Source organism: Mycobacterium sp. 852013-50091_SCH5140682 (assembly GCF_001665685.1).
GTDB lineage: Bacteria > Actinomycetota > Actinomycetes > Mycobacteriales > Mycobacteriaceae > Mycobacterium.
Map to the genome: position 1 here is coordinate 1 of NZ_LZTB01000072.1, position 23229 is coordinate 23229.

A 23229-nucleotide genomic window follows, 5' to 3' on the forward strand; every position below is an offset into this window, starting at 1 on the left:
AGCGTAGTCTCGTGGGCTCGGAGATGTGTATAAGAGACAGGTTCCCCCGACACCGACCCCCTGAGCGTCGGATGTGGATCGGCTGGCTGGAATTCGATCTGCTGCTCGGCGACGTCCGCTCGCTCAAGCAGAAGCGGTCGGTGATCCGGCCGATCATCGCCGAGTTGCATCGCAGGTTCGCCGTGTCGGCCGCCGAAACCGGTGCCCATGAGCTGCACCGTCGCGCCGGGATCGGTATCGCAGTCGTCGCCGGTGACCACGCCCACGTGGTCGACGTGCTCGACGCCGCCGAGCGGCTCATCGCGGCGCGTCCTGAGGTGGACCTGCTGTCCACCCGGCGCGGCTTGAGCCGCAGCGACGACTGACCGGGCGGGTGGCTAGACGCTGCCGCCGAGCTGACGCTTGCGCCGCAACGGCATCGGCGCCACGGCGCCCGGGGCCAATTTGCGCACGCTGACCAGAAAGGCGGTGTGCCCCCGCATGGTGTGTTGCGGACGCACCGCGAGACCCACGACGTGCCACCCGCGCTGCATGCTCTCCCACGCCCTCGGCTCGGTCCAGCACTGCTGCTCGCGCAGCGCCTCCACCACCCGGGACAGCTGCGTGACGGTCGCGACGTAGATCATCAGCACGCCGCCCGCCACCAGCGCCTGCGCGACCGTGGGCAGCACCTCCCACGGCGCCAGCATGTCGAGCACCACCCGGTCCACCTCGGGACCGCTGTACTCCGAGAGATCGGCGATGACCAGATCCCAGTTCGCCGGTCGCTCGCCGAAGAAGGTGACGACGTTGCGTTCGGCATGCACTGCGTGGTCGTCGCGCAGCTCGTAGGAGATCACGGTGCCACCCGGCCCGACGGCGCGCAGCAGCGAACACGTCAGCGCACCCGATCCGGCGCCCGCCTCCAAGACGCGCGCGCCAGGGAAGATGTCCCCCTCGTGCACGATCTGCGCGGCGTCCTTGGGGTAGATCACCTGCGCCCCGCGCGGCATCGACATCACGTAGTCGACCAGCAACGGGCGCAGCACCAGGAACTGGTCGCCGTTGGTGGATTTGACGACGCTGCCCTCCGGCAGGCCGATCACCCCGTCGAGCGCGATGATCCCGCGGTGAGTGTGGAATTCCCCGCCCGGCGTCAGCACCATCGTGTAGTGCCTGCCCTTGGCGTCGGTGAGCTGCACGCGGTCACCCACGGCGAACGGTCCGGTCCTTGGCACGGTCCACCAGCCTGCCAGTAGCCCCGCCGCGCCGGGTGCGCGGGTTGCCGCAAAATTGTCGGCACCCGGTCATAGGCTGCCGGTATGAGTGAGGTGACGGCGGCAACCACGCTTGCCGAGCCGGCCGGGCCGCTGCGCAGGCCGGCACTCTCGCCGTCGCGAGCCAGCGATTTCAAGCAATGCCCGCTGCTCTACCGCTTCCGCGCCATCGACCGACTGCCGGAGCCGCGGTCCCCGGCGCAACTGCGCGGATCGCTGGTGCACGCCGCCCTGGAACAGCTGTACGGGCTCCCGGCGGCCGAGCGGGTACACGACACCGCGCTGTCCCTCATCGAGCCCGCCTGGGCCCAGGTGGTGGCCGCGGAGCCCGATCTGGCGGAGACCGTATCCCCTGCCCTCTTCGACGAGGCACGTGCGCTCCTGTCGGGTTACTACCGGTTGGAGGACCCGACGCGTTTCGACCCGGACAGCTGCGAGCTGCGTATCGACGTCGAGCTGACCGACGGCACGCTGCTGCGCGGGTTCGTCGACCGCATCGACGTCGCACCGACCGGTGAGCTGCGCGTGGTGGACTACAAGACCGGCAAGGCGCCACCCGCGGCGCGCACTGCGGCCGAGTTCAAGGCGATGTTCCAGATGAAGTTCTACGCGGTCGCGCTCCTGCGGTCGCGCGACGTCATGCCGGCCCGGCTGCGCCTGGTGTACCTCGCCGACGGTCAGGTGCTCGACTACTCGCCCGACGCCGACGAACTGCTGCGGTTCGAGCGCACCCTGATGGCGATCTGGCGCGCCATCCAAACCGCGGGCGCCACAGGCGATTTCCGACCCAATCCGTCGCGGCTGTGCTCGTGGTGTGCGCATCAGGCCCTGTGCCCCGCGTTCGGCGGCACCCCGCCGCCGTACCCCGGCTGGCCCGAGCAGTTGCCTGCCCCGACAGAGCCTGCCGCATGATCGGCTGCCACTACCGTCGGCTGCCCGCCGACGGCGATTTTCAACTGTTCGAGTCCACCGCCGACACCCGGAGCAACTGGGATCCGGCGATCCAGCACGGCTCACCTCCGCTGGCCTTGTTGACCAAGGCCATCGAGGAGTTGATGGCCCCGTCGGGTCTGCGCATCGGCCGGTTGACGCTTGACATCCTCGGCGCCATACCTGTTGCGCCGCTGCGGGTCCGGGCCTGGGTCGACCGGCCGGGCGCCCGGATATCGCTGGCCGTCGCCGAGATGTCCGCACAGCGGCCCGACGGTCAGTGGCGAGCGGTGGCCCGGGTGAGCGTGTGGCTGCTTGCCACCGCTGACACGGCTGATGTGGCCACCGATCGCTTCGCCCCGCTCGTCGAAGGCGAGCAGACGGATGTGGCGCACGACTGGGAGGGCGCGGCAGGCTATCTGGAGACCGTGAGTTGGCGGCGCCAGCGCGGAACCGATGCCGGGGCTTCGGTGGTGTGGTTGCGGGCGCTGACCCCGGTCGTCGACGACGAGGAGACCACGGCGGTTCAGCGGCTGGCTCTCGTGGTGGATTCCGCGAACGGCGCGGGCGCCGCCTTGGACCCCGACAAGTTCGTGTTCATGAACACAGACACCGCGGTGCACCTGCACCGGCTGCCGATCGGATCGGACTTTGCCCTGCGCGCGCGGGGCTCCATCGGACCCGACGGCGTCGGGGTGACGACTGCGGAACTCTTTGACCGGCAAGGGTTTATCGGCACCTCAGCACAAACCTTGCTCGTGCTGCGACGCTGACGTCCCACCACGAGACAAACTTTCATGAGTCGCTACACCATTGTGGTCACCGGCACATCCGGTGGCTTCGCCCGGCTGAACGCCGAGGCGACTCTGAACGCTGACCATGGCCAACCAACCGCCGGTCGGCACTCTCCGAGAGACTGGCGGGCAACGCACCCGAGCGGCGCTGGAACGCTTCTCCATCGACCCACCAGCTGACCATGTTGCCAGCAGTTAACCAGTTAGTTCACAGCTGATTGCCAAACTGCCGTAGTTTCGCCGTCACCGGTGCTCAGCCCGCCACCGGTGCCGAGCGGAAGGATCTGCGCGCCATGGCGCTCATACCGTTGAATCTCTTTGTTGCCCACCGCGGAATGTCATCGCGCCAACACGTCACCTGTCGGTACCGGTGCGGTGACGCCTGCTCGAAACCGGTGCCGAACACCAGTAACAACGAGTACTTCGGCGACATAGTCCAGCAGATTTCCCGCCGATCACTCCTGCGGGCCGCCGGCGTCACCGTATTGGCCGTCGGCGCCGGCTCCGCATTGGCCGCGTGCGGACGTGAGGACGTTCCCGACACACCACCGGCGACCGGCGAGGCACCACCAGGTATGCGCTTTGCCTCCGTCGCCCCGAACACCGAGGACACCGTGGTGATCCCCGACGGTTACCGCCAGCAGATGGTGATCGCCTGGGGCGATCCGGTTCTGCCCGACGCCCCGGCGTTCGACGTGCACAACCAATCCGGTGCCGCGCAGCGGCTGCAGTTCGGCTTCAACAATGACTTCGCCGCGCTGCTACCCATCCCCGGCCGGGCCAGGAACTTCCTGCTGGTCACCAACCACGAATACGTCACGCCGCAGTTCATGTTCCCCGGGTACGACGCCGCAGCTCCCACCCGCGAACAGTTCGACGTCGAGATCGCCGCAGTGGGCCTCACCGTGGTCGAGGTCGAGCGCACCCGAGACGGTGCGCTGCGGCCCGTGCCCGGTCACTACAGCCGACGGATCACAGCCGACACGCCGTTCAGCCTGACCGGTCCGGCGGCGGGCACCGATTTCGTCAAGACCCCCGCCGACCCCACCGGCCGGACCGTGGCAGGCACCTTCGCCAACTGCTCCGGTGGGGTAACGCCCTGGGGCACCGTCCTTTCCGGCGAGGAGAACTTCAACGCTCAGTTCGGTGGTGTCGCCGGCGGGCCGGCGCCCGACCGACGGGACGCCGACCGCCACAAGCGGTATGGCATCACCGCCGAACCATCGGAACTCGGCTGGGAGAGGTTCGATCCGCGTTTCGACGTGACCCGAACGCCCAACGAGGTGAACAGATTCGGCTATGTCATCGAGGTCAATCCGTGGGACCCGGCGTCGACACCGGTGAAGCATTCCGCGCTCGGCCGGTTCAAGCACGAATCGGCCAACATCTACGTCACCGGCGATGGCACCGTCGTCGCCTACACCGGAGACGACGAACGCTTCGACTACATGTACAAGTTTGTGTCCGCCAAGAAGATTCGGCCCGGATGGGAAAACGGCGACCCCGCCGTCGTCGCGCACAACATGACGATCCTCGACGAAGGCACCCTCTACGTCGCCAAGCTCACCAGCGACATCCCGGCCGCAGACATCGACGGCTCCGGAAAGTTGCCGGCAACGGGCTCATTCTCCGGTTCGGGCACCTGGATTCCGCTGCTGAGGTCCGGGCCGAACGGGTCGGGCGAATCGCTCATCGACGGCATGACCGCGCCCGAGGTCGCCGTATTCACCCGTTTGGCCGCCGACACGGCCGGCGCCACCAAGATGGACCGGCCCGAGGACTTCGAAGCCAATCCGCACACCGGCAAGGTCTACGTCGCGCTGACCAACAACGACGAGCGCGGCACCAGTGGGAAGGCTCCCGCCGATGCGGCCAACCCGCGCAACGAGAACAAGAACGGCCAGATCCTGGAGATCACCGACGACCATGCCGGCACGACGTTCGTCTGGGATCTGCTGCTGGTGTGCGGTGATCCAAAAGCCGCCGACACCTACTATGCAGGCTTCGACAAGGCCAAGGTCAGCCCGATCTCCTGCCCGGACAACCTGGCGTTCGACACACACGGCAACCTGTGGATCTCCACCGACGGCAATGCGCTGAAGTCCAACGACGGATTGTTCGCCATCGCACTCGACGGGCCGAATCGCGGTGAGACCAAACAATTCCTCACCGTGCCCATCGGCGCGGAAACCTGTGGACCAGTGATCACCGAGGACCTGGTCACCGTGTGCGTACAACATCCGGGTGAAGGCGACGAGTACAGCTTGGACAACCCACTCTCACATTGGCCCGACGGCGGTTCGGCGCCCGCCCGGCCCGCCGTGGTCGCGGTCTGGCGCGACGGCGGCGCGATCGGCGTCTGAGCCGCACCCACCGCTCCCCATCCGCGAGAATCGAGATGGCCCCGCGCACAATCAGACTCCGAAACAGCCAAGTCAGAAGCCGAACCCGCCCTGTTGCGCAGTTCGCCACGCCGCGCGGTTCATGCGTTGGCAGTGCCGGCGGCGGGAATTGCGGCTTCCCATCGGCCGAACAGCTGCAAATCCAGGCGGGTGGCGAGCCCGTTCGAGGCGGCGTTGTCGAGCTGACACCGGTACTGCGGCTCGTAGCCCTCGGCGAGTGCGTAACGAAACATTGCCCGCACCAATGTCTTTGCATAGCCTCGACCGCGTGCGGAGCTGAGAGTGAGCACTCCGATATCCGCGAGTGGAAACTCGTCGTCCCATGGATACATGCTGCCAATGCAGGCGAGACGCTCGTGGTCGTCGAACGCGCCGAATACTGCCCAGTGGTCTAGCTCGACATACGCGCTGTCCCAGTCTTCTTCGGAGACACCTGCTTTGAACGCCGCAAACATGTCGGTATCAGCGTCAGTGAGCTGGCGGACGTTGGTTGATCCTGCGTCGCCCAGGACGTCCTCTGCCGCGGATTTCGTAAGATAAAACACATTGTCGGCATCGTTCAGCGCAATACCTCGATTGGCGATCGCTACCCGGATGTCCGTCTCAGTCGGATTACCCAGAACGGCGATGTCTTTAGACAACACATCTGCGACGGCAGGGGCGACGGTTATCGCTACACGGTGATCTTCGGCGGTCCACAGGACGGCGACACGTTGGTCGTCATCGAGATCGGGGTTCACAGTGATCGTCACGTATTCGTTGCTGTGCAAAGGTTTCCCGCTGAATGCCGTCGCCCAGTAGTCGATGATGAACGGAGAGAAGTCAGACACAGTGAACTCCTGGGAGCGCTAGGGGTTGGTACGACGCGTGGTCGGGACGCTTCGTATCTTCCAGGGGCTCCGCGCAATCGGCAAGGTATTTTCCCGTGCCGCTGAACACCTGCCCGTTGTCTCAACGGATTTCACGGTCGCCGCCAAAGGCCGCTGGTGATGAGAGCGATGATGATCTCACCGAGCGAGTGATTCCACTCGTAGGTCTTCGATGCCTGGATGGACTTGTCGGTCGGGACGTATGTCTGGTCGTCGTCGAAGGTCAGCGGTTCGCCGTGTTCAAAGTACGAATAGCGCAGATGCGGCCCATCGCTTAGGGATTCGTCCATTGCCCACAAGATCGGGTGTCCCTCACGCATCACCAAGGAGCCGCCGGGTGCGAGTAGTACTGCCACAACTTCAGCCCAGGCGCCTACTCGGGGTAGCCAGCACAGGGCCCCGACTCCGGTGTAAACGAGGTCGAAGCTGTGGCGTGGGAGAGCCTCCGCCGCTTGATGAACGTCGGCATGCACGAACTGCGCAGCTGCACCAGCTTGAGCAGCCAGGACGCGAGCCTCAGCTATGGAACCCTCGGAGAATCGAGTCCAGTTACCGTGGCTCCGAGACGCTCCAGAGAAATCGTGTCCGCGCCGATGTGACACTGGAGGTGTACGGCGCGCCTACCGGTGACGTCGCCGAGGATTGGCAGCTCGAACTCAACTACGTCGGACAGCAAGGACGGGTCAGCGATGAATCCCCGGACCTGGTATGCGGAGCCGTCACGCGCCGCGTGTATTGCCGCGCGTTCGTTCCAGTTCGCGCGATTGGCCTCAAACCAGTTCTACTGCAACCGATCTCGCGTCATTCTCCGGGTGGGCTAGAGGGTTCAGCAATTCCGTGGAGGGCGCCTGTCGCGGCTCAAGTACCTACTCCGCAACTATTTCCGCTTGATGGCCGCGAACTCAGGGGCAGTCAGTCGCGTGTGTGCGTGACTTTGCCGTACCGGGCATTTTTCGAGAATGCCGCGGTTGGTGTCGTGACTCCTCGCTCATACTAAGCCTAGCGACGATCAGCGCGTGCAACCGTCGACCAGTCGTGTGACTCGAGACTCTCGGAGCGTCATTGATCCAAGTCGTGCACCGCGGGATGTCGAGGCGTTCCTGCGCAGTATCCTGGGGGCGTTCATGCTCCGAGCAGATGAGCGAGCCAGGTAATGTACTTTGTTCATTACCTGGCTCGCAAGGAGCGTCCATGGCTAAGCCGAACAAGGCAACGACTCGCCGAGTCTCGCCGGACCCAGACAAGCGCCGTCATGAAATAGTCGTCGCGGCTGCTGAACTGATCGTCGAGCAGGCATCAACGGAATTCACCCACCGCCAGATTGCTGCCCGAGCGCGGGTCCCGTTGGGCTCGACAACACACTATTTCTCGTCCCTGGACGATATCCGGCTTGCCGCCATGAAGTTTCTCGCCGACAAGGTGGACGATGACATTGCCCAACTGCGGGAGACACTCGACAGCCACGGCCCGTCGCCCGCCGCGCTGGCCGACAAGTACCTTCCCCAATTGCATGACCCGCGGACGGCACGCGCGGAAACTGCACTAATATGCGCCGCCGCAAAGGATCCCAACCTGCGTCAACATGCGCTGAGGTGGTTCGACGGTCTCGTCCAGGCCCTCGAACCTCACATTGGGCGCGACCGCGCAACGGCGGTAGGGATATTCGCGGACGGCGCAACTATCCACGCTGCGCTGAATGACATCGCCATCGACCGCAGCCTGCTCATCGACACCTTGACCGCCCTCATGCACCACTGACCACATCAGCCGCGAGCGGCGGCATCCACGAGCCGATGCAACAGCTCGACGCGGGGATCTCCTTCGAGCTGGATCTCGGTATTGCACACCACGGCCGCACCTACCCCGCGCTTTGTATCAAGCATTACGTACGAAGCCGTGCCAAATTCGCTGCCCGCATGCTGCCAAACACCATCTGCATCGCCTGCCACTCGATGCCAGGCAAAGCCTTGAGAGATCATCGGCAACGGAGCATCGGATGCGGCTAGAACCGCAGCAGAGACCTGGTCCGACAGGGCCTCGGTAGCCCACCGTCTGCCAAGGATCTCCGTCCCGTCGATGGTGCCCTCGCCGAGCCACACTCGTGCCCATCGGCCCAAATCGAGCGCATTCGACCGCAGCCCACCGTCTGCCAGCAGACAACTGGTGTACGGGGCATATGCCACATGACCGGTGAAGTCATCGGGTATATCTTGCGGAATCAGATTTCGGTAATCCGGCCACATTCCCCGCTTTACGCCGTTCTCGAACCACGCATGCGGATCGGCGCGATCAGCCTCATCCAAGCTGTCCCGACTGAAATCGGAACGGTTCATCCCAGCAGGCCTGAGGATCGAATCTCGACAGTAGTCGGCGAAGTAGCGGCCCGTAACCGCGTAGACGAGGTGCCCAGCCAGATTGAAAGCAATATCGGAATACAGGTGCGACTGTCCTGGAACGGATTTCGTGAAATTCCCCATAGAGTACGTCCAACCCCGCGGCGGCGGTGTGAGGAAGTCGTGCAGCCAGCGCCCCATCTCTGCGGGGTCGGCCATCGGCCCTACGCGATACGAGTAGCCGTAAGCTCCGGGTTCAAGAGGGCTGGCCAGCGGCGTCAAATGGGTAATCAGGTGGCGAACGGTGATTGGGACGTCAGGATGGTAGGGGCTGCGCACTCTGACAGGGCCATAGACGTTGCTTTTCCCGAGAATATCGTTCACATCGGAATCCAGATCAAGCCGATGTGAAGCGGCCAGCTGGATCACAGCAGTAGCGGTAACCGTCTTGCTCACCGATCCGATGTTCAGGGTGCTGGCCGGCGTCATTTCCCGATTGTCGCGAGCGGTGCCCCATGCATCCGCAAAGACAGTCGCGTCCCGAGTTACCGCTGCAACACTGCATCCGCGGATCCGCTGAGCGTCAGTCAGACGCTGGAAGTGGGTTTTCATGCCGACGGGAAGTGGAGAGATATCACCCACGAGTCGTTCGTCCTCCTTAAAGCCGGTGCGCTGACAAGCTGCAATTCCAACTGTCGCCGCCCCCGCCACCGCAGAAAGCATCACCTGCCGCCGAGTCATCGCGCCCATGGCACTACTTTCCCTCCTGCGGTCGATTGGCCCTCATAGCAGCATCCAGCGGAATGGAACCATCCGCGCGTTCTGTCGACTCGAATGTACATATGTACATTCAGGTTCTCAAACCAATATCCAACGTCGACAAATACTCATACTGTGGCGCCGCAGGAGCCGCCCTGCTAGCGGTGCTCCGCCAAGTAGTACTCGATGATCCGCGAGAGCATCGCTCCATCGAACGTGGACCCGTGTCCCGGGTGGACACGGGCCACTTTCATATCCTTTAGCAAAGTCAACGAGCGTATGTAGTCCTCCACAGAGGAATCTGAGGTGTAGTCGAGAAGTCCGTTCTCCGCGTCCTCGTACACCACATCACCGGCGAAGAGATCGCCCGTGTGTTCATCGAACGCTACCGCGCTGTCGCGCGTGTGCCCCGGCATGTGCACGATGGTCAGCGCAGTCTTCCCGCCAAGATCGATTCGTCCTCTGTCCGGAATCGATGTCGGCTTCGCGACTGGTCGGACCCGGTACTGTTCGATGTCGTAGTCGGCATCCGGGATCGCGGTCAGTAGCGTGTCGGCCAGCGGGTCGTGGATCCCGAGTTCGCGTGCCAGGTCAGCGCCTTTCAATGACGCTTTGGGTGGCGCATTGAGCGCAGAAACGCCCCGATGGTGAATGCGCACGTCGGAGAACTCGTGCGCGCCACCGGAGTGATCGAGATGCCAATGGCTAACGAATGCAATCGGATCGCGCTTGAATAGCTCTGGAATACCGACTTCTAACGAAGCTACACCGAGGCCGGTGTCGAAGACGAGATCACGGTCGGGCCCCCGCAGATGCCAGATATTGGCACTGATGATGGAATCGGCATACGGCTCGGTATAGCAGGCCAGGCGTCCGGCATCCTCGCTCTTCCGATACCAACTGCCCTCAGCCACAGGCAGTTTCGTTCCCCTCCGCGGTTGCCAGTGTGAGCACCCGGCGACGCATGCGGAACCCACTGCCATGGTGGCGGCCGAGATTAGGAAGCGGCGCCTGATCATTGATACCTCCTGGTGTGCATAGCTGCAGGGAAAATCAAGGCAGGGCGGGAGTTCTTGTTGGTGCACTGCGCCTGTCACCGGTCGCCTCAAACGCTGCCGCGAGCGTCAAGAGGGCGTTGTCGTCGTAGGCTCGGCCCGCAAAGGTGAGACCCACCGGCATCCCGGTGTCGGCCATCGTGCCCATCGGCACCGTCACGGTGGGAATCCCCAGGTGTCGCGGCACCAGGTTGCCGTTGGCAACCCATACCCCGTTACGCCAGCCACGGTCCGCCGAGGCCGAATTGACGTCCATATCGGCCGCACCTACATCGGCGACCGCGGGGAAGATCACCGCGTCGAGACCGAGCTTGGCCATCCAATCCTCGAAATCCACACGACGGGTTTCTTCGAGACCCCGCAGACCCTCGGCAACGTGCGGGATGGTGGTGAAATCCACGATCGGGTGCGTTCGAATGAACTCTGGATACGTGCTGACGCAGTCGTTAAAGCCATCGAACCGGTCGGGCAACGCCCCGTTGGGATGCACCCAGATCAGCGTGCCGTCCACGTCGGCGAGTGTATTGAGGTTGGGATCGTTGTTGGCGCGCAAGAAGTCGTCCCAGGCCCAAGCTGACAGGTCGAGGGCTTCGCGGTCGAGGAACTGTGGGCTGACAAGGCCCCGAGTACGTATGGTGGGGGCTCCAGCGCGGTCTCCTTCGTAATTGGAGACGACCGGGAAGTCCACAAGTGTCACCTTGGCGCCGGAATCCTCGAGCACTGTCTTAGCCGCGTCGAAGAGGTCGATGATCGACTGCCGAGTCTCGATGCTCTGCCCGGTAGCCCCGCCGATTCCCTGTGCATTGCCGGTGCCGGCTTCCGGATCGTCGTTCACGTACATCTTTGGGATGCCGAATGTCCTGCTGGACAGCGTATTCCTTGCTTCGACCGCATCTTCGGGCAGCAGCGATGGATACGAGTGCGGTCGCACTAGTGAAGATCGTGGAATCTCGATCCAGGGCTGGATTCGCCAGAAATCTCCTCTGGCGTCTGGATCGTCTGCGACGATGACGTCGAGAACCTCGAGCATGTCTGCCATGGTTCGGGTGTGCGGTACGACGACGTCCATGGTAGGCACCAGTGGCCAGTTGCCCCGCGTCGATATCACGCCGCGCGAAGGCGTATAGGCACAAAGCCCGTTGTTGGACGCGGGCGCGCGCCCGCTTGACCAGGTCTCCTCGCCCAGACCGAAGGCCGCGAAGCTCGCGGCGGTCGCCGTTCCTGAACCGTTGGAGGATCCCGAGCCGAAAGCCGATGTCAGGTAAGAGCGGTTGTATGGGCTTTCCGCACGCCCGTAGACGCCCCGCTGCATACCTCCGTTCGCCATCGGCGGCATGTTGGTGAGGCCGATGAGGACTGCTCCCCCAGCGCGCAGCCGCTCAATCGTGTATGCATCACGCTGAGCGACAAGGTCTTTGAATGCGTGTGAGCCGGCAGCGGCGGTCAGTCCACGTGCGAGATAACTGTTCTTCGCTGTGTATGGGATGCCGTCGAGCGGGCCCAGCGTTTCTCCTGCCTCGCGGCGCTGATCAGAAGCACGGGCGTCAACGAGTGCGTTTGGATTCATGACCACCATTGCATTGAGGCGTGGGCCGCTGCGGTCGAAAGCCTCAATGCGCTCCAAATAGCTGCTGACCAGCTGTTCGCTGGTTGCCGATCCGTCTTCCAACGCACGGCGAAGCTGCGCAATGCTCGCTTCCACAACGTTGAACCGCGTCACTGAATCATCGTCCTTTCCGATCTTGTTCATCGAGTACAAAGAAGGATTCCGACTCGGCGCGGTGGGATCCGTTCCGCAAGGAACAACGTGGCAATGGACCGCATCCGCCTGGTCGGAGGGCCGGCGGCGAACCCTGCGCCACCTGCGTGATCATCGCGCGAACCCGCTGGAAGCGCTCGGCGACTCTGACAACCATAGACCGTCCGCGCCGGCGACGATGCGCGATTGCCTGGAACCACGCGCGGTGCGGGTCGTTTCGGCGAGTCGCTTGGCCACTAATGAAACTATTCGGTTACCGACTGTCGGGGCGTCGACCGGCGGTTTGAGTATGCCGAATGCTATTGCCGTACTGGCTAAACGCGCGGCCCAGCTAGGCCAGAGCTTGGCGGATGAGTTCAGCACGGCGACAGCGCATGCGGAGCCCACGCGTGCCTTCTGCCCATTGCACCGGTTGCATTCCGCAGCCGTCTCGCCGAGTTCGTTCGCGTCGCTAGGGCAAGCAATCCGGCACTCTGGCGCGAGCAGCGGTGGCCAAGATGCACCGCCGCTATCTATTGACTAAATTTTCAATCAACGGCATATTGGCGGCTATGGCATCACTCACAATTGACTCCACCGGCACCGCTCCTCACACCGAAGATCCCGCGATCGCACCGACCTACCGTTCAGAGCTGGCACCACATGGCTTGGAGGCTGTCCCGCGCCGCGCCAAACCGCAGGTCGACCCGCGACTTGCCAACTACCGGATGCCGGCTGAATGGGAACCACATGAACGGACCCTTCTGACCTGGCCGACGCGTGAAAGCCTGTGGCGCGGCGTATTTGACGAAGCCAAGCGCGATTATGCGACTGTCGTTCGAACGATCGCCGACTTCGAGCCAGTCACCGTCATCGCTCTGCCAGGCACCTCGGCAGAGGTCTACGACTACTGCGGCACTACCAATGTAGAGGTGCTGGAGGCCGACGTTGATGACTCTTGGATCCGGGACAACGGTCCACTCGTAGTCAAGGACGCCCAAGGTCACCGCCTCGGCGTCGACTTCAATTTCAATTCTTGGGGACGCAAGTTCTTGCCCTACGGCGCCGATGCCAATCTGGCCCGCCTAGTGCTGGACCATCTGGGGATCGAGCGAGTCGGAGTCGACATGGTTTTCGAGGGCGGGGCTCTCAGCGTCGACGGCGATGGAACCCTGATCACGACCGCCCAGTGCATTCTGCATAGCAATCGCAACCCCGATCTCTCTGCGGACGACATCTTGGCAACTTTGAGAGCTGCACTTGGGGCGAAAACCACGCTGCTGCTTCCATTCGGACACCTCGATGACCGGCACACCGACGGGCACGTCGACGGAGTAGCCACCTTTACGCGCCCGGGCCGGATCATCGCGCAGACGTGCAGCGATGCACACAACGTCAATCACGAGGCGATGGCGCGGAATTTGCGCTACCTGCGCGACCATCCCGATGCTGGCGGACGAACGGTAAAGGTGAGCGGACTGGATCTCTGGTCCGGTTTCAAAGTTGACGGTGTCGACGAATACGTCTCGTACGCAAACTTTTACGTCGCGAACGGCGTCGTAGTCGTGCCCACGAGCGGTAACGGCGAAGACGATGAACGAGCGCTAGCCGCAGTCGGAGCGGAGTTTCCGGACAGGCAAGTCCTCGGAGTGGCGGGGCAGGTAATCGCGTTCGGTGGGGGCGGCCCGCACTGCATCACAATGCAGGTTCCAGTCGCAGGCCCCACGCGGTGACCGAAATCGAGACCAGGCCGGCCAGCCAAACTGGTGCCGAAACACCAGTGGCGCCGGGATCCATCGTCGTTCAAGACCTTGCCAAGCAATACGGACGTAGGGCCGCGGTTGACGGGCTCACCCTGAGCGTTGAATCCGGTGAATTCTTAGCATTGTTGGGCCCTTCCGGCTGTGGCAAGTCGACAACGCTGCGGATGCTCGCAGGGTTGGAAGCGCCCGATCGGGGGGCGATCTCAATCTCCGGTCGCGACGTCACGCGCGTCCCGGCACATCGCCGAAACGTTCACACCGTCTTTCAGTCATACGCATTGTTCCCCCACCTTACGGTCGCCGACAATGTTGCTTTTCCGCTGCGGCAACAGGGCGTCGAGCGCTCCGAAGTCGATCGCAGGGTCGCTGAGGCATTGGCAGCCGTTCAGCTCGGCGACGCTGGACCCAAATCGGTGAGCAACCTGTCCGGCGGCCAGCAACAACGTGTCGCGCTGGCCCGTGCCGTTGTCGATCGTCCGGCGGTGTTGCTCCTTGATGAGCCGATGTCCGCGCTCGATCGCGCATTGAGGCAAGCCATGCAGATCGAAATACGGCTCATCCAACAGGAACTGGGCGTAACTACCATTCTCGTCAGTCACGACCAAGAAGAGGCTCTGAGCCTGGCGGACCGGATCGCGATCATGTCCAACGGACGGCTAGAACAAGTCGGCAGCGCGGAGGACGTGTACGACCGGCCAGCCAACCGGTTCGTCGCCGGTTTTGTCGGGGAACAGAATGAAATCAGCGGCCGATGTGACAGCCGCGGCATCCTGAGGCACCCGAAGCTCAGCGTCGCGGCGGTGGACTCTCGCACAATCGGCCCGGCGGTGGCCCTGGTACGACCTGAGCACGTCAACATAGACACCCAATCCACGTGTGCCGCTCCAGATACAGTCAACAGTGTTTGCGGGATAGTCCGTGGAGTCAGCATCGCCGGCATCTGCACGGTTGTACTCGTCCATGCCGACGGACTCAACCTCATCGCCCGCGTTCCCCGCGACGGGCGCCCAGTACCGAAAGTCGCCGACTGTGTCCGGTGCTGGTGGCACCCCTCTCAAGTCAGCATTTTTGTCGAGCCCGGAAGCCCAGAAGATTGATCCATAGAACATTCGTCAAATTGTTGTCGATCACCGTCGCCGCCGTGCTCACATTGACGGCGTGCGGCTCGGGCCCCGAAGCCGAAGGCGTCGAGGTCCCCAACTACCCAACCGAAGTGAAGTCGGGCTCCACGCTACGGATCTACTCTTGGGCAGAGTATTTCTCGCCCAAGAACATCGAATCCTTTGAGAAGGCTACCGGCGTAAAGATTCAAATCGACGCGTACGCCTCAGCTGAAGAGGCCCTGGCAAAGCTACGCCTCAGCCGGGGTACGAGCGGCTACGATCTTGTCGTGATGGACGGCGCATACGTCCCACAACTGGTAGCAGCCCACGCGCTTCTACCCTGGGATAAGCAACGTCTTCCCGGCTTATCAGGAATCACGCCGACCTTCCTGAATCAATCCTGGGATCCAGGAAACAGATACGCGATACCGAAATCAGGTGGGTCCACCGGGTACGTGTGGGACAGCTCGCTGATTGCTCAGCCGTTGCAGTCATGGAACGACTTCTTTGTTCACATGGCCGACTCCGCTGTGCGTGGACGCACATCGGTCATCGACGGGGCACCTTCAGTGATCGGCTCGTATTTCTGGGCCAACGGGATCGATGATCAGACTACAGATCCGGCTAACTACGCGGCGGCCGAGAACTACCTCGGACATAACGTCATCCCTCATCTAAAACAGTTCAACTCATATCCGAGGGCCGAATTGTCCAACGGCGCAATTGTATTGGCGCAGACGTTTACCGGCGACGCGCGTAGCGCTTTGATGGATGGGCCATCAACGCTGCGATTCGCACTCGGATCGCCGAAGACGGACCTGTACGTTGACCACTTCATCATGCCGAGAGGTTCATCGAATCCAGCTGCAGCACACGCGTTCGTCCAGTATCTCCTGGACCCTGGCCGGGCGGCCGAAGAGACGCTCCAAACCGGCTACTACACCGGTGTTCAAGCGTCGCGCGCTCAGATGCCGGCGGACACTCCGTTTCCCGAAATCGTGTTCTTCGACGACGGCGTAAGCCCAGATCGCTTCATTCCTGCCCAATTTACGGAAGATGCTCGCAAACAATCGACAGCGGCGTTCCAGCGGCTCAAAGCGAGGGCTTCGCAATGATTTTGACCAACTACAGAGCACGCCTGCGGCTCAGCTCGCGCGGCCTTCTCCCAGCGACACCCGCCTTCATCTGGTTGTGCCTGTTCTTCCTGATCCCGACTGCGATGGTCTCAGCGTTCAGTTTCGGATCTTCCAACCTATTCGGTTCGAATCTCGTTGATTTGAGCGCGCCGAGCTTGGATCGCTACCGCGAGGTGGGTAGCGCCACCTTCCGTGTGGCGTTCATGAACACCGTACAACTGTCGGCCGTTGGCACCATGCTGTGCTTGGCCATCGCGTTTCCGATGGCTTACTTGATATCGACGAAACTGACTGGCAAGTGGAAGTACCTGGCAATCATCGGTGTCATAGTGCCTTTCTGGATGCCTTTCCTGTTGCGCACATATTCATGGCGACTGCTGCTGGGTGAGCACGGGCCGTTGACGACGCTGTTCGGAATCGATTGTCACGGAATGCTCGACAGCATGTCCGGGGCTCAGCTCGGCGTGGTGTACAACTACTTGCCCCTAGCGGTGCTACCCATTGTTGTCGCCTTGGATCGCCTCGATCCAGCATTACGCATGGCTGGACGGGACTTGGGTGCTTCGCCATGGCGCGTGTTCTGGCAAGTAACGGTCCCCGCAGCCCGGCCGGGCCTGATCAGCGCCGGGGTATTGGTCTTCATTCCGCTGATGGGCGATTACGTCACCCCAGCAGTTCTGGGCGGGGTCAATGTCTTCGTTGTCGGCGCGTTGATCTCTGATTCGTTTCTGGTCACACAGGATTGGGCCCTTGGTGCGGCTGCGGCCGTTTTTCTCATCGTCCTCGTTGCCGTCGTGCTCAGCCTGGCCGGACTACTGTGTGTAGGACTACGGAGGGTGTTGCACCTGCTCCGGCCGTTAGATCTCGCCGCTCGGCTGCCTCGCCCGAACCTACCGCTCGTAAGGCGCCAGGTCTCGGAGCCTGTGCTGCGGGTATACGGCGTGGCCTTCCTCGTTTTTCTATGGTCACCCATACTGACGGTCGCCGCGTACTCCTTCAATCAAGGCAGGTCCTTGGCCGTCTGGGACGGTCCCGGCTTCCGCTGGTACGCGGCTATCCCGGAGAACAACCTGCTGACAGATGCCGTCGGGCAGTCGGTGCTTGTCGCCGTGCTATCAACGGTGATTGCCCTCCTCATCGGCACGCTTGCTGGGATAGCGCTGGCCAATTCCCATGCGGTGATCCGACGTGGTTTGACTGTCATCTTGATGGTGGTGTTCGTGACGCCCGAGATCGTTGCCGCTACAGGCTCGCTGATGCTCTACCTGCAAACGGGACCGCTGATGGCTGACGGCACGACCCGCCTGGTCATCTCTCATTCAGTCGTATCGACGGTGATGGTCGCCTTCGTCGTATCGGCTCGGTTGAAGAGCCTCGATACCAACCTCCTCGCCGCTGGCGCAGACCTTGGCGCCACTCCGCTGCAGGTGCTACGTCGGGTCCTTTTGCCGATCGCGGCACCAGCGATCGCCGCTGGCGCCGTGCTGGCTTCGACATTCTCGCTCGATGACGTCATCGCCTCGAGCATCGTGTCGACGGTAGGCTCCACCACGCTGCCGGTCGTGATCTACTCCACGCTGCGCACTGGCCTCAAAGGAGACGCGGCGGCGGCGTCCACGCTGATGATGGCCGCCACCGCACTAGCCGTCTGTCTCACAGCCGCCGTCCTTGCGCGCGCCGGGCATGGGCGCTCTTTTCTCAGCGGACTGACCGGCGGATGATGTCCAATCGTCGCCTAGAGTCTGTCACCATGGCGGAACGCTCAACTCCCACCAGCCGCGAGACACAAATCTTAGATGCCGCTGTCCGCGTCATCGCAACTGACGGTGTCAGAGGTCTGCGGATAGAAAAGCTTGCCGCCCAGGCCGGTGTTTCGCCGGCGCTCATCTACCACTACTTCAGCGATCGATCTGGCATTCTTCGCGCAGCACTCGACGCGATAAATGCCAACGCTCAGCGCTATACCGACGACGAAGTCAGGACAGCAGAGCCCAGCGCTCAGATCTGTGAACTGTTGCTTCTCGAGATGCAGCGCAAGGACGCCGTTCGCCAGAACAGCATCGCGTGGGGCGAACTACGTGCGAGCGCCGTCTTCAATGAAGAACTGCGACAACCGCTTAAAGCAACAACGGCGGCCTGGAACGCACAGGTTGCTCAGTTGATTCGCCGCGCCCAAACGGACCTGACCGTCGCAGCACATGTGCAGGCCGACGATGCCGCCGAGCGACTGACCTCCCTCGTCGAAGGGCTCAGTGAACGCTGGCATAGCGGTTCCCTCACGCTCGCGCGAGCGCGTGCGCTGTTGAGCGGCGCCATCAGCCTCGAGCTCGGTATTCCTGAGCCAATCGGTTCCAAACAGACGAAAGTCTGAACGAGCGTTTCTTTCCCGCCATTAACGACCGAACGGCGGCCTGCCCTCCCCATCGGGAGAATTGACCACATCAGCGGATGATGCCCCTCAGCTGACAGATTTCGCCCCCCTTCTATATTCGCTTGCATCTATATAGACAGCCTGCAATACTCGACGCATGGACGTCTTCGAAGCCGTCGCGGAACCCAGCAGACGGGCCCTCCTCGACGCACTCACCGACGGCGAGCGCACCGCCGGTGAACTGGTTGCCACCCTCCCCGGGCTGACCCAGCCGACCGTGTCGCGACATCTCAAGGTGCTGCGCGAGGTCGGCCTCGTCGAGGTCCGGCCCGATGCGCAGCGGCGCATCTACGCGCTGCGGGCCGACGGTCTCGTGCAGATCGACGCGTGGATCGAGCGGTACCGCCGCTACTGGACCAACCACCTCGACGCTTTGGAGCGTCACCTCGAATCGACCCACAAGGAGACGAAATGACCAGCCGCGAAGGAAAACTCACGGTTGAGGGCGACCAGGCCGCGCTGAACTTCGAGCGGCGCCTGCCTTATCCGGTCGAGGCGGTGTGGGCCGCGATCACCGAGCCGGCGCAGCGCAACCAATGGATGGGCGAAACGACGATCGACGCCCGCGAGGGCGGCACGATCGAGATGATCCCGCATTCGCCACCGATCCCGCCGCAGCAGAAGAAGATGACCGGCCGGATCCGGGTGTGGGACCCGCCGCGGGTGTTCGAGCACGAGTGGAACCAGGCCGTGCTGTCGGCCCCCGAAGCCGGCGTCGTGCGCTACGAACTCACGCCCGATGGCGACGGCACCCTGCTGCGATTCACCCACCGCGGGCTCACCGTCCGCGACGGCCAGGGTTTCCATCCCGGCACCCACGCCTACCTGGACCGGCTGGAAGCGCATCTGGCAGGCAACGAACTCCCCGACTGGGGTCAGCGCTATCAAGAAGTGGCAGCAATGCTAGGGCAGCAATGGGAAGGGAAATAGTCATGTCGCACAACGGTTCTGATATCGCAGCGCCCACCGTGGCGGTGGTGTATCACTCGGGCTTCGGGCACACCGCGACCCTCGCCGGCGCGGTGGCGGCCGGTGCAGGCGACGCAGGCGCCGACGTCAGCCTCATCGCGGTGGACGCCATCACCGAGGCCCAATGGGACCTCCTCGACGGTGTCGACGCGATGATCTTCGGTACCCCCACCTACATGGGCAACGTGTCGGCCGGGTTCCAGGTATTCGCCGAAAAGACCGGACGGCGCTGCGTCAACGGCACCTGGCGCGACAAGGTCGCGGCCGGCTTCACGAACTCAGGAGGCAAGAGCGGTGACAAGCTGAACACGCTCAGTTCCCTGGCGGTCTTCGCAGCCCAGCACCACATGCATTGGGTGAACCTGGGTTTGGGCCCGGGCTGGAACACCTCGTTCAGCAGCGAGGACGATCTCAATCGGCTCGGCTTCTTCCTGGGTGCAGGCGCTCAGACCAACGTGGACGCCAACCCCGACCAGGTGCACCCAGCCGACGTCGCCACGTGCAGACACCTCGGCGCGCGTGTCGCCTTGGTGACCCGCCAATTGAACATCGGCCGCAGCCTCAGTCCAGCGGCTGCAAGTCCTGCAGCAGCGTCGGCACCAGCTCACTGACCGTCGGATGGATGTGCATGGTGCGTGATATGGCGGTGTAGGGCAGCTTGGCCGTCATGACGTCGAGGATGCTGTGGATGACCTCATCGCCACCGACGCCGAGGATGGCCGCACCGAGAATCTCCTCGGTCTCGGCGTCGACCACCACTTTCATGAACCCTTGCGTCTCGCCTTTCTCCACCGCGCGACCCACGCGGCTCATCGGGCGCGTGGCCACCAACGCTTTTCGTCCTGACGCCCGCACCTGGTCGACGGTCAGCCCAGCCCGGCCCAGCGGCGGATCGATGAACAGCGCATAGGTGGGGACACGATCGCTGACGCGGCGCGGATCGTCGTCGAGCAGATTGGCCGCCACAATCTCGTAGTCGTTGTAGGAGGTATGGGTGAAGGCGCCCTTGCCGTTGCAGTCCCCCATCGCCCAGATGTGCTCGACGCTGGTGCGCAGTTGGTCGTCCACCACGATGTAACCGCGTTTGTCGGTCTGCACACCGGCGTTCTCCAGGCCGAGATCGTCGGTGTTGGGCACCCGGCCGACCGCGACCAGCACGTGCGTTCCCGCGATCGGCGCGGCCCCGTCGGCCGGGGTAACTTCAAACCCGTTGTTGTGCTTGATAAACCGGATTCCGGTGGCGTTGAGCACGACGTCGATCCCCTCGGCTTCGAGGATCTCCTTGATAGCGGCCGAGATGTCCTCGTCCTCCCGCGACGTCAGCCGCGGGCCCCGCTCGACGACGGTGACCCTGGCCCCGAAGCGCCGGTACATCTGCGCAAACTCGAGCGCGATGTAGCTGCCGCCGATGATGACGAGGTGTTCGGGTACCGAATCCAGTTCCAGGATACCGACATTGGTCAGGTAGTCGATATCGGCCAGGCCTGGAAAGTCCGGAGCCACGGCGCGGCCGCCCACGTTGAGGAAGATCCGATCCGCACGCAGTAGCCTGCCATCGACATCCATGGTGTGCGGATCGACGAACCGGGCGTGGCCACGGATGAGCGAGGCGCCGTCCATGTTCTCCAACCAGGCCTCCACCCCGTGGCGGTCGTCCTGAATGATGCCGTCCTTGCGGGCCTTGACCTTGACCATGTCGACGGTGACTTCGCCTGTGCCGACACCGTATTCGGCGCCACGGCGGGCGATGTGCGCGGCGTGGGCGCTGGCCACCAAGGTCTTGGTGGGGATACACCCGGTGTTCACACACGTCCCACCGACCAGTTTGCGTTCGATGACTGCGACGGTGCTGCCTGCGGCTGTGAGTCGTCCGGCCAGCGACGGGCCGGCCTGCCCAGCCCCAACGATAATGGCGTCAAACTGCTCTGGCTCGGTCACGGCTATACGACCGCGGTGAGCGCCGCAACCGCGAAGCCGCCCACCACCGCGACGGCATCCTCCACCAGGGCGACCGGCAGATCGCGACCGCCGGTAGCGGCGACCAGACGGGTGCGGGCCTCGTAGCCGCCCAGTGTTCCCAGCACGGCACCGATCATCCCCGCACCGAGTCCGCCGAACGTATGCCCCCAGGCCGTACCGATCACCGCGCCGGCGAACGCACCGACGACCAGCCGCGCGAGGAACTGGACCGGGGTCTTACGGCTGGGTGTCTTGGGCAGCTGATCAGTAATGAGCTCCACCACAAGGAGAATGGTCAACACCGTGACTGTGATCGGATGTGCCAGCCACTGCGCCCAGGTCCCGTCCAGGTTGATCCAGCGCAGGAAGGCCGCCCACGCCAGCACAGCGGGCGGGGTCAACGCGCGCAATCCGGCCACCACCCCGATGAGCAGCGCCAGCAGCAGAACGAGGTAATGGGTCATGCCCGGACGCTAACACGCACAGCGTCCGGGCACCGGGTATCAGAAGCGGCAGAACCTTATGTCAGACGCGAGAATCGCCTTGGCGCCGATGGCCGCGAGCTCATCCATGATGGAGTTGACGTCGCGGCGCGGGACCAGGGCCCGCACGGCTGCCCAGTCCGGATCGGCCAGCGGCGCGATGGTCGGCGATTCCAGCCCCGGGGTGACCGCCATGGCCTCGTCCAAAACCGCACGCGGACAGTCATAGTCGAGCATCAGGTACTGCTGGCCGAACACCACGCCCTGCACTCGCGCAGTCAGCTGATCTCGTGCGGCCGCGTTCTCGTCCGAGGCGCCGTCGCGTTCGATCAGCACCGCCTCCGAATCGCACAGCGGCGCACCGAAGGCCACCAGATCGTGCAGGCCGAGCGTGCGGCCCGAGCCCACCACGTCGGCGATGACGTCGGCGACGCCGAGCTGGATCGAAATCTCCACCGCTCCGTCGAGCCGGATCACGGTGGCATCGATTCCTTGTGCCGCCAGGTCTTTGCGCACCAGGTTGGGGAACGACGTGGCGATCCGCTTGCCCGCCAGGTCGGCTGTCGCCCACTCCCGGCCCGCCGGGGCGGCGTAGCGGAAAGTGGAGTTGCCGAATCCGAGCGACAACCGCTCACGCACCGGTGCATCCGAATCCGCGGCCAGGTCACGCCCGGTGATGCCGAGATCGAGCTGACCGGACCCGACGTAGACGGCGATGTCCTTCGGGCGCAGGAAGAAGAACTCGACGTTGTTGTTGGGGTCGACGACCGTCAGATCCTTGGGATCGCGCCGTCGGCGGTATCCGGCCTCGGAGAGGATTTCGGCGGCCGACTCGCTCAAGGCACCTTTGTTGGGAACAGCGACCCGTAGCATGCTCACAGCTTCCGGTAGACGTCGTCGAGGGTCAGGCCGCGGGCGAGCATCAACACCTGCGTCCAGTACAGCAACTGGCTGACCTCCTCGGCCAGCGCCTCGTCGCTCTCATGCTCGGCGGCCAGCCACACCTCTCCGGCTTCCTCCAAGATCTTCTTGCCGAGCCCGTGCACCCCGGTGTCCAATGCCGCGACGGTGCCACTGCCTGCGGGCCGGGTGCGGGCCTTCTCGCTGAGCTCAGCGAACAGGCCGTCGAAAGTCTTCACGGGCATGGATTGTTTCATGGTCCGCCGGCGACGCCGCGTTGGCCCTGGTCACCAGACTGCGCCGCGCGCCGTGGAGAAACAGTCCACATCTTGTGCACGGTAGGACGCCGA

23 protein-coding genes and 1 pseudogene are annotated in these 23229 nt (G+C 63.4%); 13 read left to right on the forward strand and 11 right to left on the reverse strand.

The genetic code is table 11. The annotated features are described in order from the left end of the window. Positions 1 to 71: 71 nt before the first annotated feature. Positions 72 to 365, forward strand: a complete 294-nt coding sequence (locus A5784_RS20240) for a DUF503 domain-containing protein (RefSeq protein WP_064946687.1) — start codon at positions 72 to 74, stop codon at positions 363 to 365. Positions 366 to 377: 12 nt separating this feature from the next. Here the strand turns inward: A5784_RS20240 and A5784_RS20245 are convergent, their stop codons facing one another. Next, a complete protein-coding gene (locus A5784_RS20245; RefSeq protein WP_197514812.1) occupies positions 378 to 1217 on the reverse strand; it encodes a tRNA (adenine-N1)-methyltransferase in 840 nt (279 codons plus the stop codon). 84 nt (positions 1218 to 1301) lie between these two features. Here A5784_RS20245 and A5784_RS20250 point away from each other — a divergent pair, with 84 nt between their 5' ends. From A5784_RS20250 to A5784_RS20260, 3 genes are all read left to right on the forward strand, one after another. Then, positions 1302 to 2168, forward strand: coding sequence for a RecB family exonuclease (locus A5784_RS20250; RefSeq protein WP_064946689.1), 867 nt, complete (start codon positions 1302 to 1304; stop codon positions 2166 to 2168). Continuing rightward, complete coding sequence (locus A5784_RS20255) at positions 2165 to 2959, forward strand: thioesterase family protein (RefSeq protein WP_064946690.1); 795 nt, start codon at positions 2165 to 2167, stop codon at positions 2957 to 2959. The genes A5784_RS20250 and A5784_RS20255 overlap by 4 nt, the downstream gene beginning before the upstream one ends. A 314-nt stretch (positions 2960 to 3273) precedes the next feature. Further along, the gene (locus tag A5784_RS20260) at positions 3274 to 5343 is read left to right on the forward strand and encodes a PhoX family protein (RefSeq protein WP_064946691.1); all 2070 of its coding nucleotides are present in this window, start codon (positions 3274 to 3276) and stop codon (positions 5341 to 5343) included. Between the two features lie 119 nt (positions 5344 to 5462). On the opposite strand, the gene A5784_RS20265 is transcribed toward A5784_RS20260, so the two are convergent. The 3 genes and pseudogenes from A5784_RS20265 to A5784_RS39845 all read right to left on the reverse strand — a co-directional run. Further along, positions 5463 to 6212 carry a GNAT family N-acetyltransferase gene (locus A5784_RS20265; RefSeq protein ID WP_064946692.1) on the reverse strand — a complete coding sequence of 250 codons (750 nt, stop codon included), beginning with the start codon at positions 6210 to 6212 and terminating at the stop codon, positions 5463 to 5465. Positions 6213 to 6343: 131 nt separating this feature from the next. Further along, complete coding sequence (locus A5784_RS20270; protein WP_064946693.1) at positions 6344 to 6541, reverse strand: hypothetical protein; 198 nt, start codon at positions 6539 to 6541, stop codon at positions 6344 to 6346. 90 nt (positions 6542 to 6631) lie between these two features. Next, a pseudogene (locus tag A5784_RS39845) lies at positions 6632 to 6853 on the reverse strand (hypothetical protein); the annotation flags it as partial. Positions 6854 to 7442: 589 nt separating this feature from the next. Here A5784_RS39845 and A5784_RS20275 point away from each other — a divergent pair. Next, the gene (locus A5784_RS20275) at positions 7443 to 8009 is read left to right on the forward strand and encodes a TetR/AcrR family transcriptional regulator (protein ID WP_064946694.1); all 567 of its coding nucleotides are present in this window, start codon (positions 7443 to 7445) and stop codon (positions 8007 to 8009) included. Positions 8010 to 8014: 5 nt separating this feature from the next. Here the strand turns inward: A5784_RS20275 and A5784_RS20280 are convergent, their stop codons facing one another. From A5784_RS20280 to A5784_RS20290, 3 genes are all read right to left on the reverse strand, one after another. Further along, a complete protein-coding gene (locus tag A5784_RS20280) occupies positions 8015 to 9334 on the reverse strand; it encodes a serine hydrolase domain-containing protein (protein ID WP_064946695.1) in 1320 nt (439 codons plus the stop codon). Between the two features lie 167 nt (positions 9335 to 9501). Continuing rightward, positions 9502 to 10257, reverse strand: a complete 756-nt coding sequence (locus A5784_RS20285) for an MBL fold metallo-hydrolase (RefSeq protein ID WP_064946696.1) — start codon at positions 10255 to 10257, stop codon at positions 9502 to 9504. 139 nt (positions 10258 to 10396) lie between these two features. Further along, entirely contained in the window at positions 10397 to 12148 is a 1752-nt protein-coding gene (locus A5784_RS20290) for an amidase (RefSeq protein WP_064946697.1), read from the reverse strand. A gap of 506 nt (positions 12149 to 12654) precedes the next feature. Between A5784_RS20290 and A5784_RS20295 the strand changes: the two genes are divergently transcribed. The 8 genes from A5784_RS20295 (at position 12655) to A5784_RS20335 (ending at position 20149) form a co-directional block, all read left to right on the forward strand. Continuing rightward, positions 12655 to 13869, forward strand: a complete 1215-nt coding sequence (locus A5784_RS20295) for an agmatine deiminase family protein (protein ID WP_232006165.1) — start codon at positions 12655 to 12657, stop codon at positions 13867 to 13869. Further along, a complete protein-coding gene (locus tag A5784_RS37670) occupies positions 13866 to 14996 on the forward strand; it encodes an ABC transporter ATP-binding protein (RefSeq protein WP_232006163.1) in 1131 nt (376 codons plus the stop codon). The genes A5784_RS20295 and A5784_RS37670 overlap by 4 nt, the downstream gene beginning before the upstream one ends. 20 nt (positions 14997 to 15016) lie before the next feature. After that, positions 15017 to 16117 (forward strand): polyamine ABC transporter substrate-binding protein, encoded by a 1101-nt coding sequence (locus A5784_RS20310; RefSeq protein ID WP_064946700.1) that lies wholly within the window; start codon positions 15017 to 15019, stop codon positions 16115 to 16117. Then, entirely contained in the window at positions 16114 to 17859 is a 1746-nt protein-coding gene (locus A5784_RS20315; RefSeq protein WP_064946701.1) for an ABC transporter permease subunit, read from the forward strand. Before A5784_RS20310 ends, A5784_RS20315 begins: the two co-directional genes overlap by 4 nt. Before the next feature lie 29 nt (positions 17860 to 17888). After that, complete coding sequence (locus tag A5784_RS20320; RefSeq protein ID WP_064946714.1) at positions 17889 to 18509, forward strand: TetR/AcrR family transcriptional regulator; 621 nt, start codon at positions 17889 to 17891, stop codon at positions 18507 to 18509. 157 nt (positions 18510 to 18666) lie between these two features. After that, positions 18667 to 18984 (forward strand): ArsR/SmtB family transcription factor, encoded by a 318-nt coding sequence (locus A5784_RS20325; protein WP_062830435.1) that lies wholly within the window; start codon positions 18667 to 18669, stop codon positions 18982 to 18984. Beyond that, positions 18981 to 19499, forward strand: a complete 519-nt coding sequence (locus A5784_RS20330; RefSeq protein ID WP_064946702.1) for an SRPBCC family protein — start codon at positions 18981 to 18983, stop codon at positions 19497 to 19499. Before A5784_RS20325 ends, A5784_RS20330 begins: the two co-directional genes overlap by 4 nt. A gap of 2 nt (positions 19500 to 19501) precedes the next feature. Continuing rightward, positions 19502 to 20149 carry a flavodoxin family protein gene (locus A5784_RS20335; RefSeq protein WP_197514814.1) on the forward strand — a complete coding sequence of 216 codons (648 nt, stop codon included), beginning with the start codon at positions 19502 to 19504 and terminating at the stop codon, positions 20147 to 20149. On the opposite strand, the gene A5784_RS20340 is transcribed toward A5784_RS20335, so the two are convergent. From A5784_RS20340 to A5784_RS20355, 4 genes are read right to left on the reverse strand one after another with little or no spacing between them, the layout of a single operon-like run. After that, the gene (locus tag A5784_RS20340; protein ID WP_064946703.1) at positions 20100 to 21476 is read right to left on the reverse strand and encodes an FAD-containing oxidoreductase; all 1377 of its coding nucleotides are present in this window, start codon (positions 21474 to 21476) and stop codon (positions 20100 to 20102) included. The genes A5784_RS20335 and A5784_RS20340 overlap by 50 nt on opposite strands. Before the next feature lie 2 nt (positions 21477 to 21478). After that, positions 21479 to 21961 carry a DUF4126 family protein gene (locus A5784_RS20345; protein ID WP_064946704.1) on the reverse strand — a complete coding sequence of 161 codons (483 nt, stop codon included), beginning with the start codon at positions 21959 to 21961 and terminating at the stop codon, positions 21479 to 21481. A 39-nt stretch (positions 21962 to 22000) separates the two neighbouring features. After that, entirely contained in the window at positions 22001 to 22852 is an 852-nt protein-coding gene (gene hisG, locus A5784_RS20350; RefSeq protein WP_064946705.1) for an ATP phosphoribosyltransferase, read from the reverse strand. Between the two features lie 2 nt (positions 22853 to 22854). Further along, positions 22855 to 23136, reverse strand: a complete 282-nt coding sequence (locus tag A5784_RS20355; RefSeq protein WP_029372976.1) for a phosphoribosyl-ATP diphosphatase — start codon at positions 23134 to 23136, stop codon at positions 22855 to 22857. Positions 23137 to 23229: the final 93 nt, after the last annotated feature.

Coding starts and splice junctions, on each gene's coding strand:
- A5784_RS20240 (WP_064946687.1), top strand. CDS start 72: ATGTGGATCGGCTGGCTGGAATTCGATCTGCTGCTCGGCGACGTCCGC.
- A5784_RS20250 (WP_064946689.1), top strand. CDS start 1,302: ATGAGTGAGGTGACGGCGGCAACCACGCTTGCCGAGCCGGCCGGGCCG.
- A5784_RS20255 (WP_064946690.1), top strand. CDS start 2,165: ATGATCGGCTGCCACTACCGTCGGCTGCCCGCCGACGGCGATTTTCAA.
- A5784_RS20260 (WP_064946691.1), top strand. CDS start 3,274: ATGGCGCTCATACCGTTGAATCTCTTTGTTGCCCACCGCGGAATGTCA.
- A5784_RS20270 (WP_064946693.1), bottom strand. CDS start 6,541: ATGGACGAATCCCTAAGCGATGGGCCGCATCTGCGCTATTCGTACTTT.
- A5784_RS20275 (WP_064946694.1), top strand. CDS start 7,443: ATGGCTAAGCCGAACAAGGCAACGACTCGCCGAGTCTCGCCGGACCCA.
- A5784_RS20280 (WP_064946695.1), bottom strand. CDS start 9,334: ATGGGCGCGATGACTCGGCGGCAGGTGATGCTTTCTGCGGTGGCGGGG.
- A5784_RS20290 (WP_064946697.1), bottom strand. CDS start 12,148: ATGAACAAGATCGGAAAGGACGATGATTCAGTGACGCGGTTCAACGTT.
- A5784_RS20295 (WP_232006165.1), top strand. CDS start 12,655: ATGCACCGCCGCTATCTATTGACTAAATTTTCAATCAACGGCATATTG.
- A5784_RS20315 (WP_064946701.1), top strand. CDS start 16,114: ATGATTTTGACCAACTACAGAGCACGCCTGCGGCTCAGCTCGCGCGGC.
- A5784_RS20320 (WP_064946714.1), top strand. CDS start 17,889: ATGGCGGAACGCTCAACTCCCACCAGCCGCGAGACACAAATCTTAGAT.
- A5784_RS20325 (WP_062830435.1), top strand. CDS start 18,667: ATGGACGTCTTCGAAGCCGTCGCGGAACCCAGCAGACGGGCCCTCCTC.
- A5784_RS20330 (WP_064946702.1), top strand. CDS start 18,981: ATGACCAGCCGCGAAGGAAAACTCACGGTTGAGGGCGACCAGGCCGCG.
- A5784_RS20335 (WP_197514814.1), top strand. CDS start 19,502: ATGTCGCACAACGGTTCTGATATCGCAGCGCCCACCGTGGCGGTGGTG.
- A5784_RS20345 (WP_064946704.1), bottom strand. CDS start 21,961: ATGACCCATTACCTCGTTCTGCTGCTGGCGCTGCTCATCGGGGTGGTG.
- hisG (WP_064946705.1), bottom strand. CDS start 22,852: ATGCTACGGGTCGCTGTTCCCAACAAAGGTGCCTTGAGCGAGTCGGCC.
- A5784_RS20355 (WP_029372976.1), bottom strand. CDS start 23,136: ATGAAACAATCCATGCCCGTGAAGACTTTCGACGGCCTGTTCGCTGAG.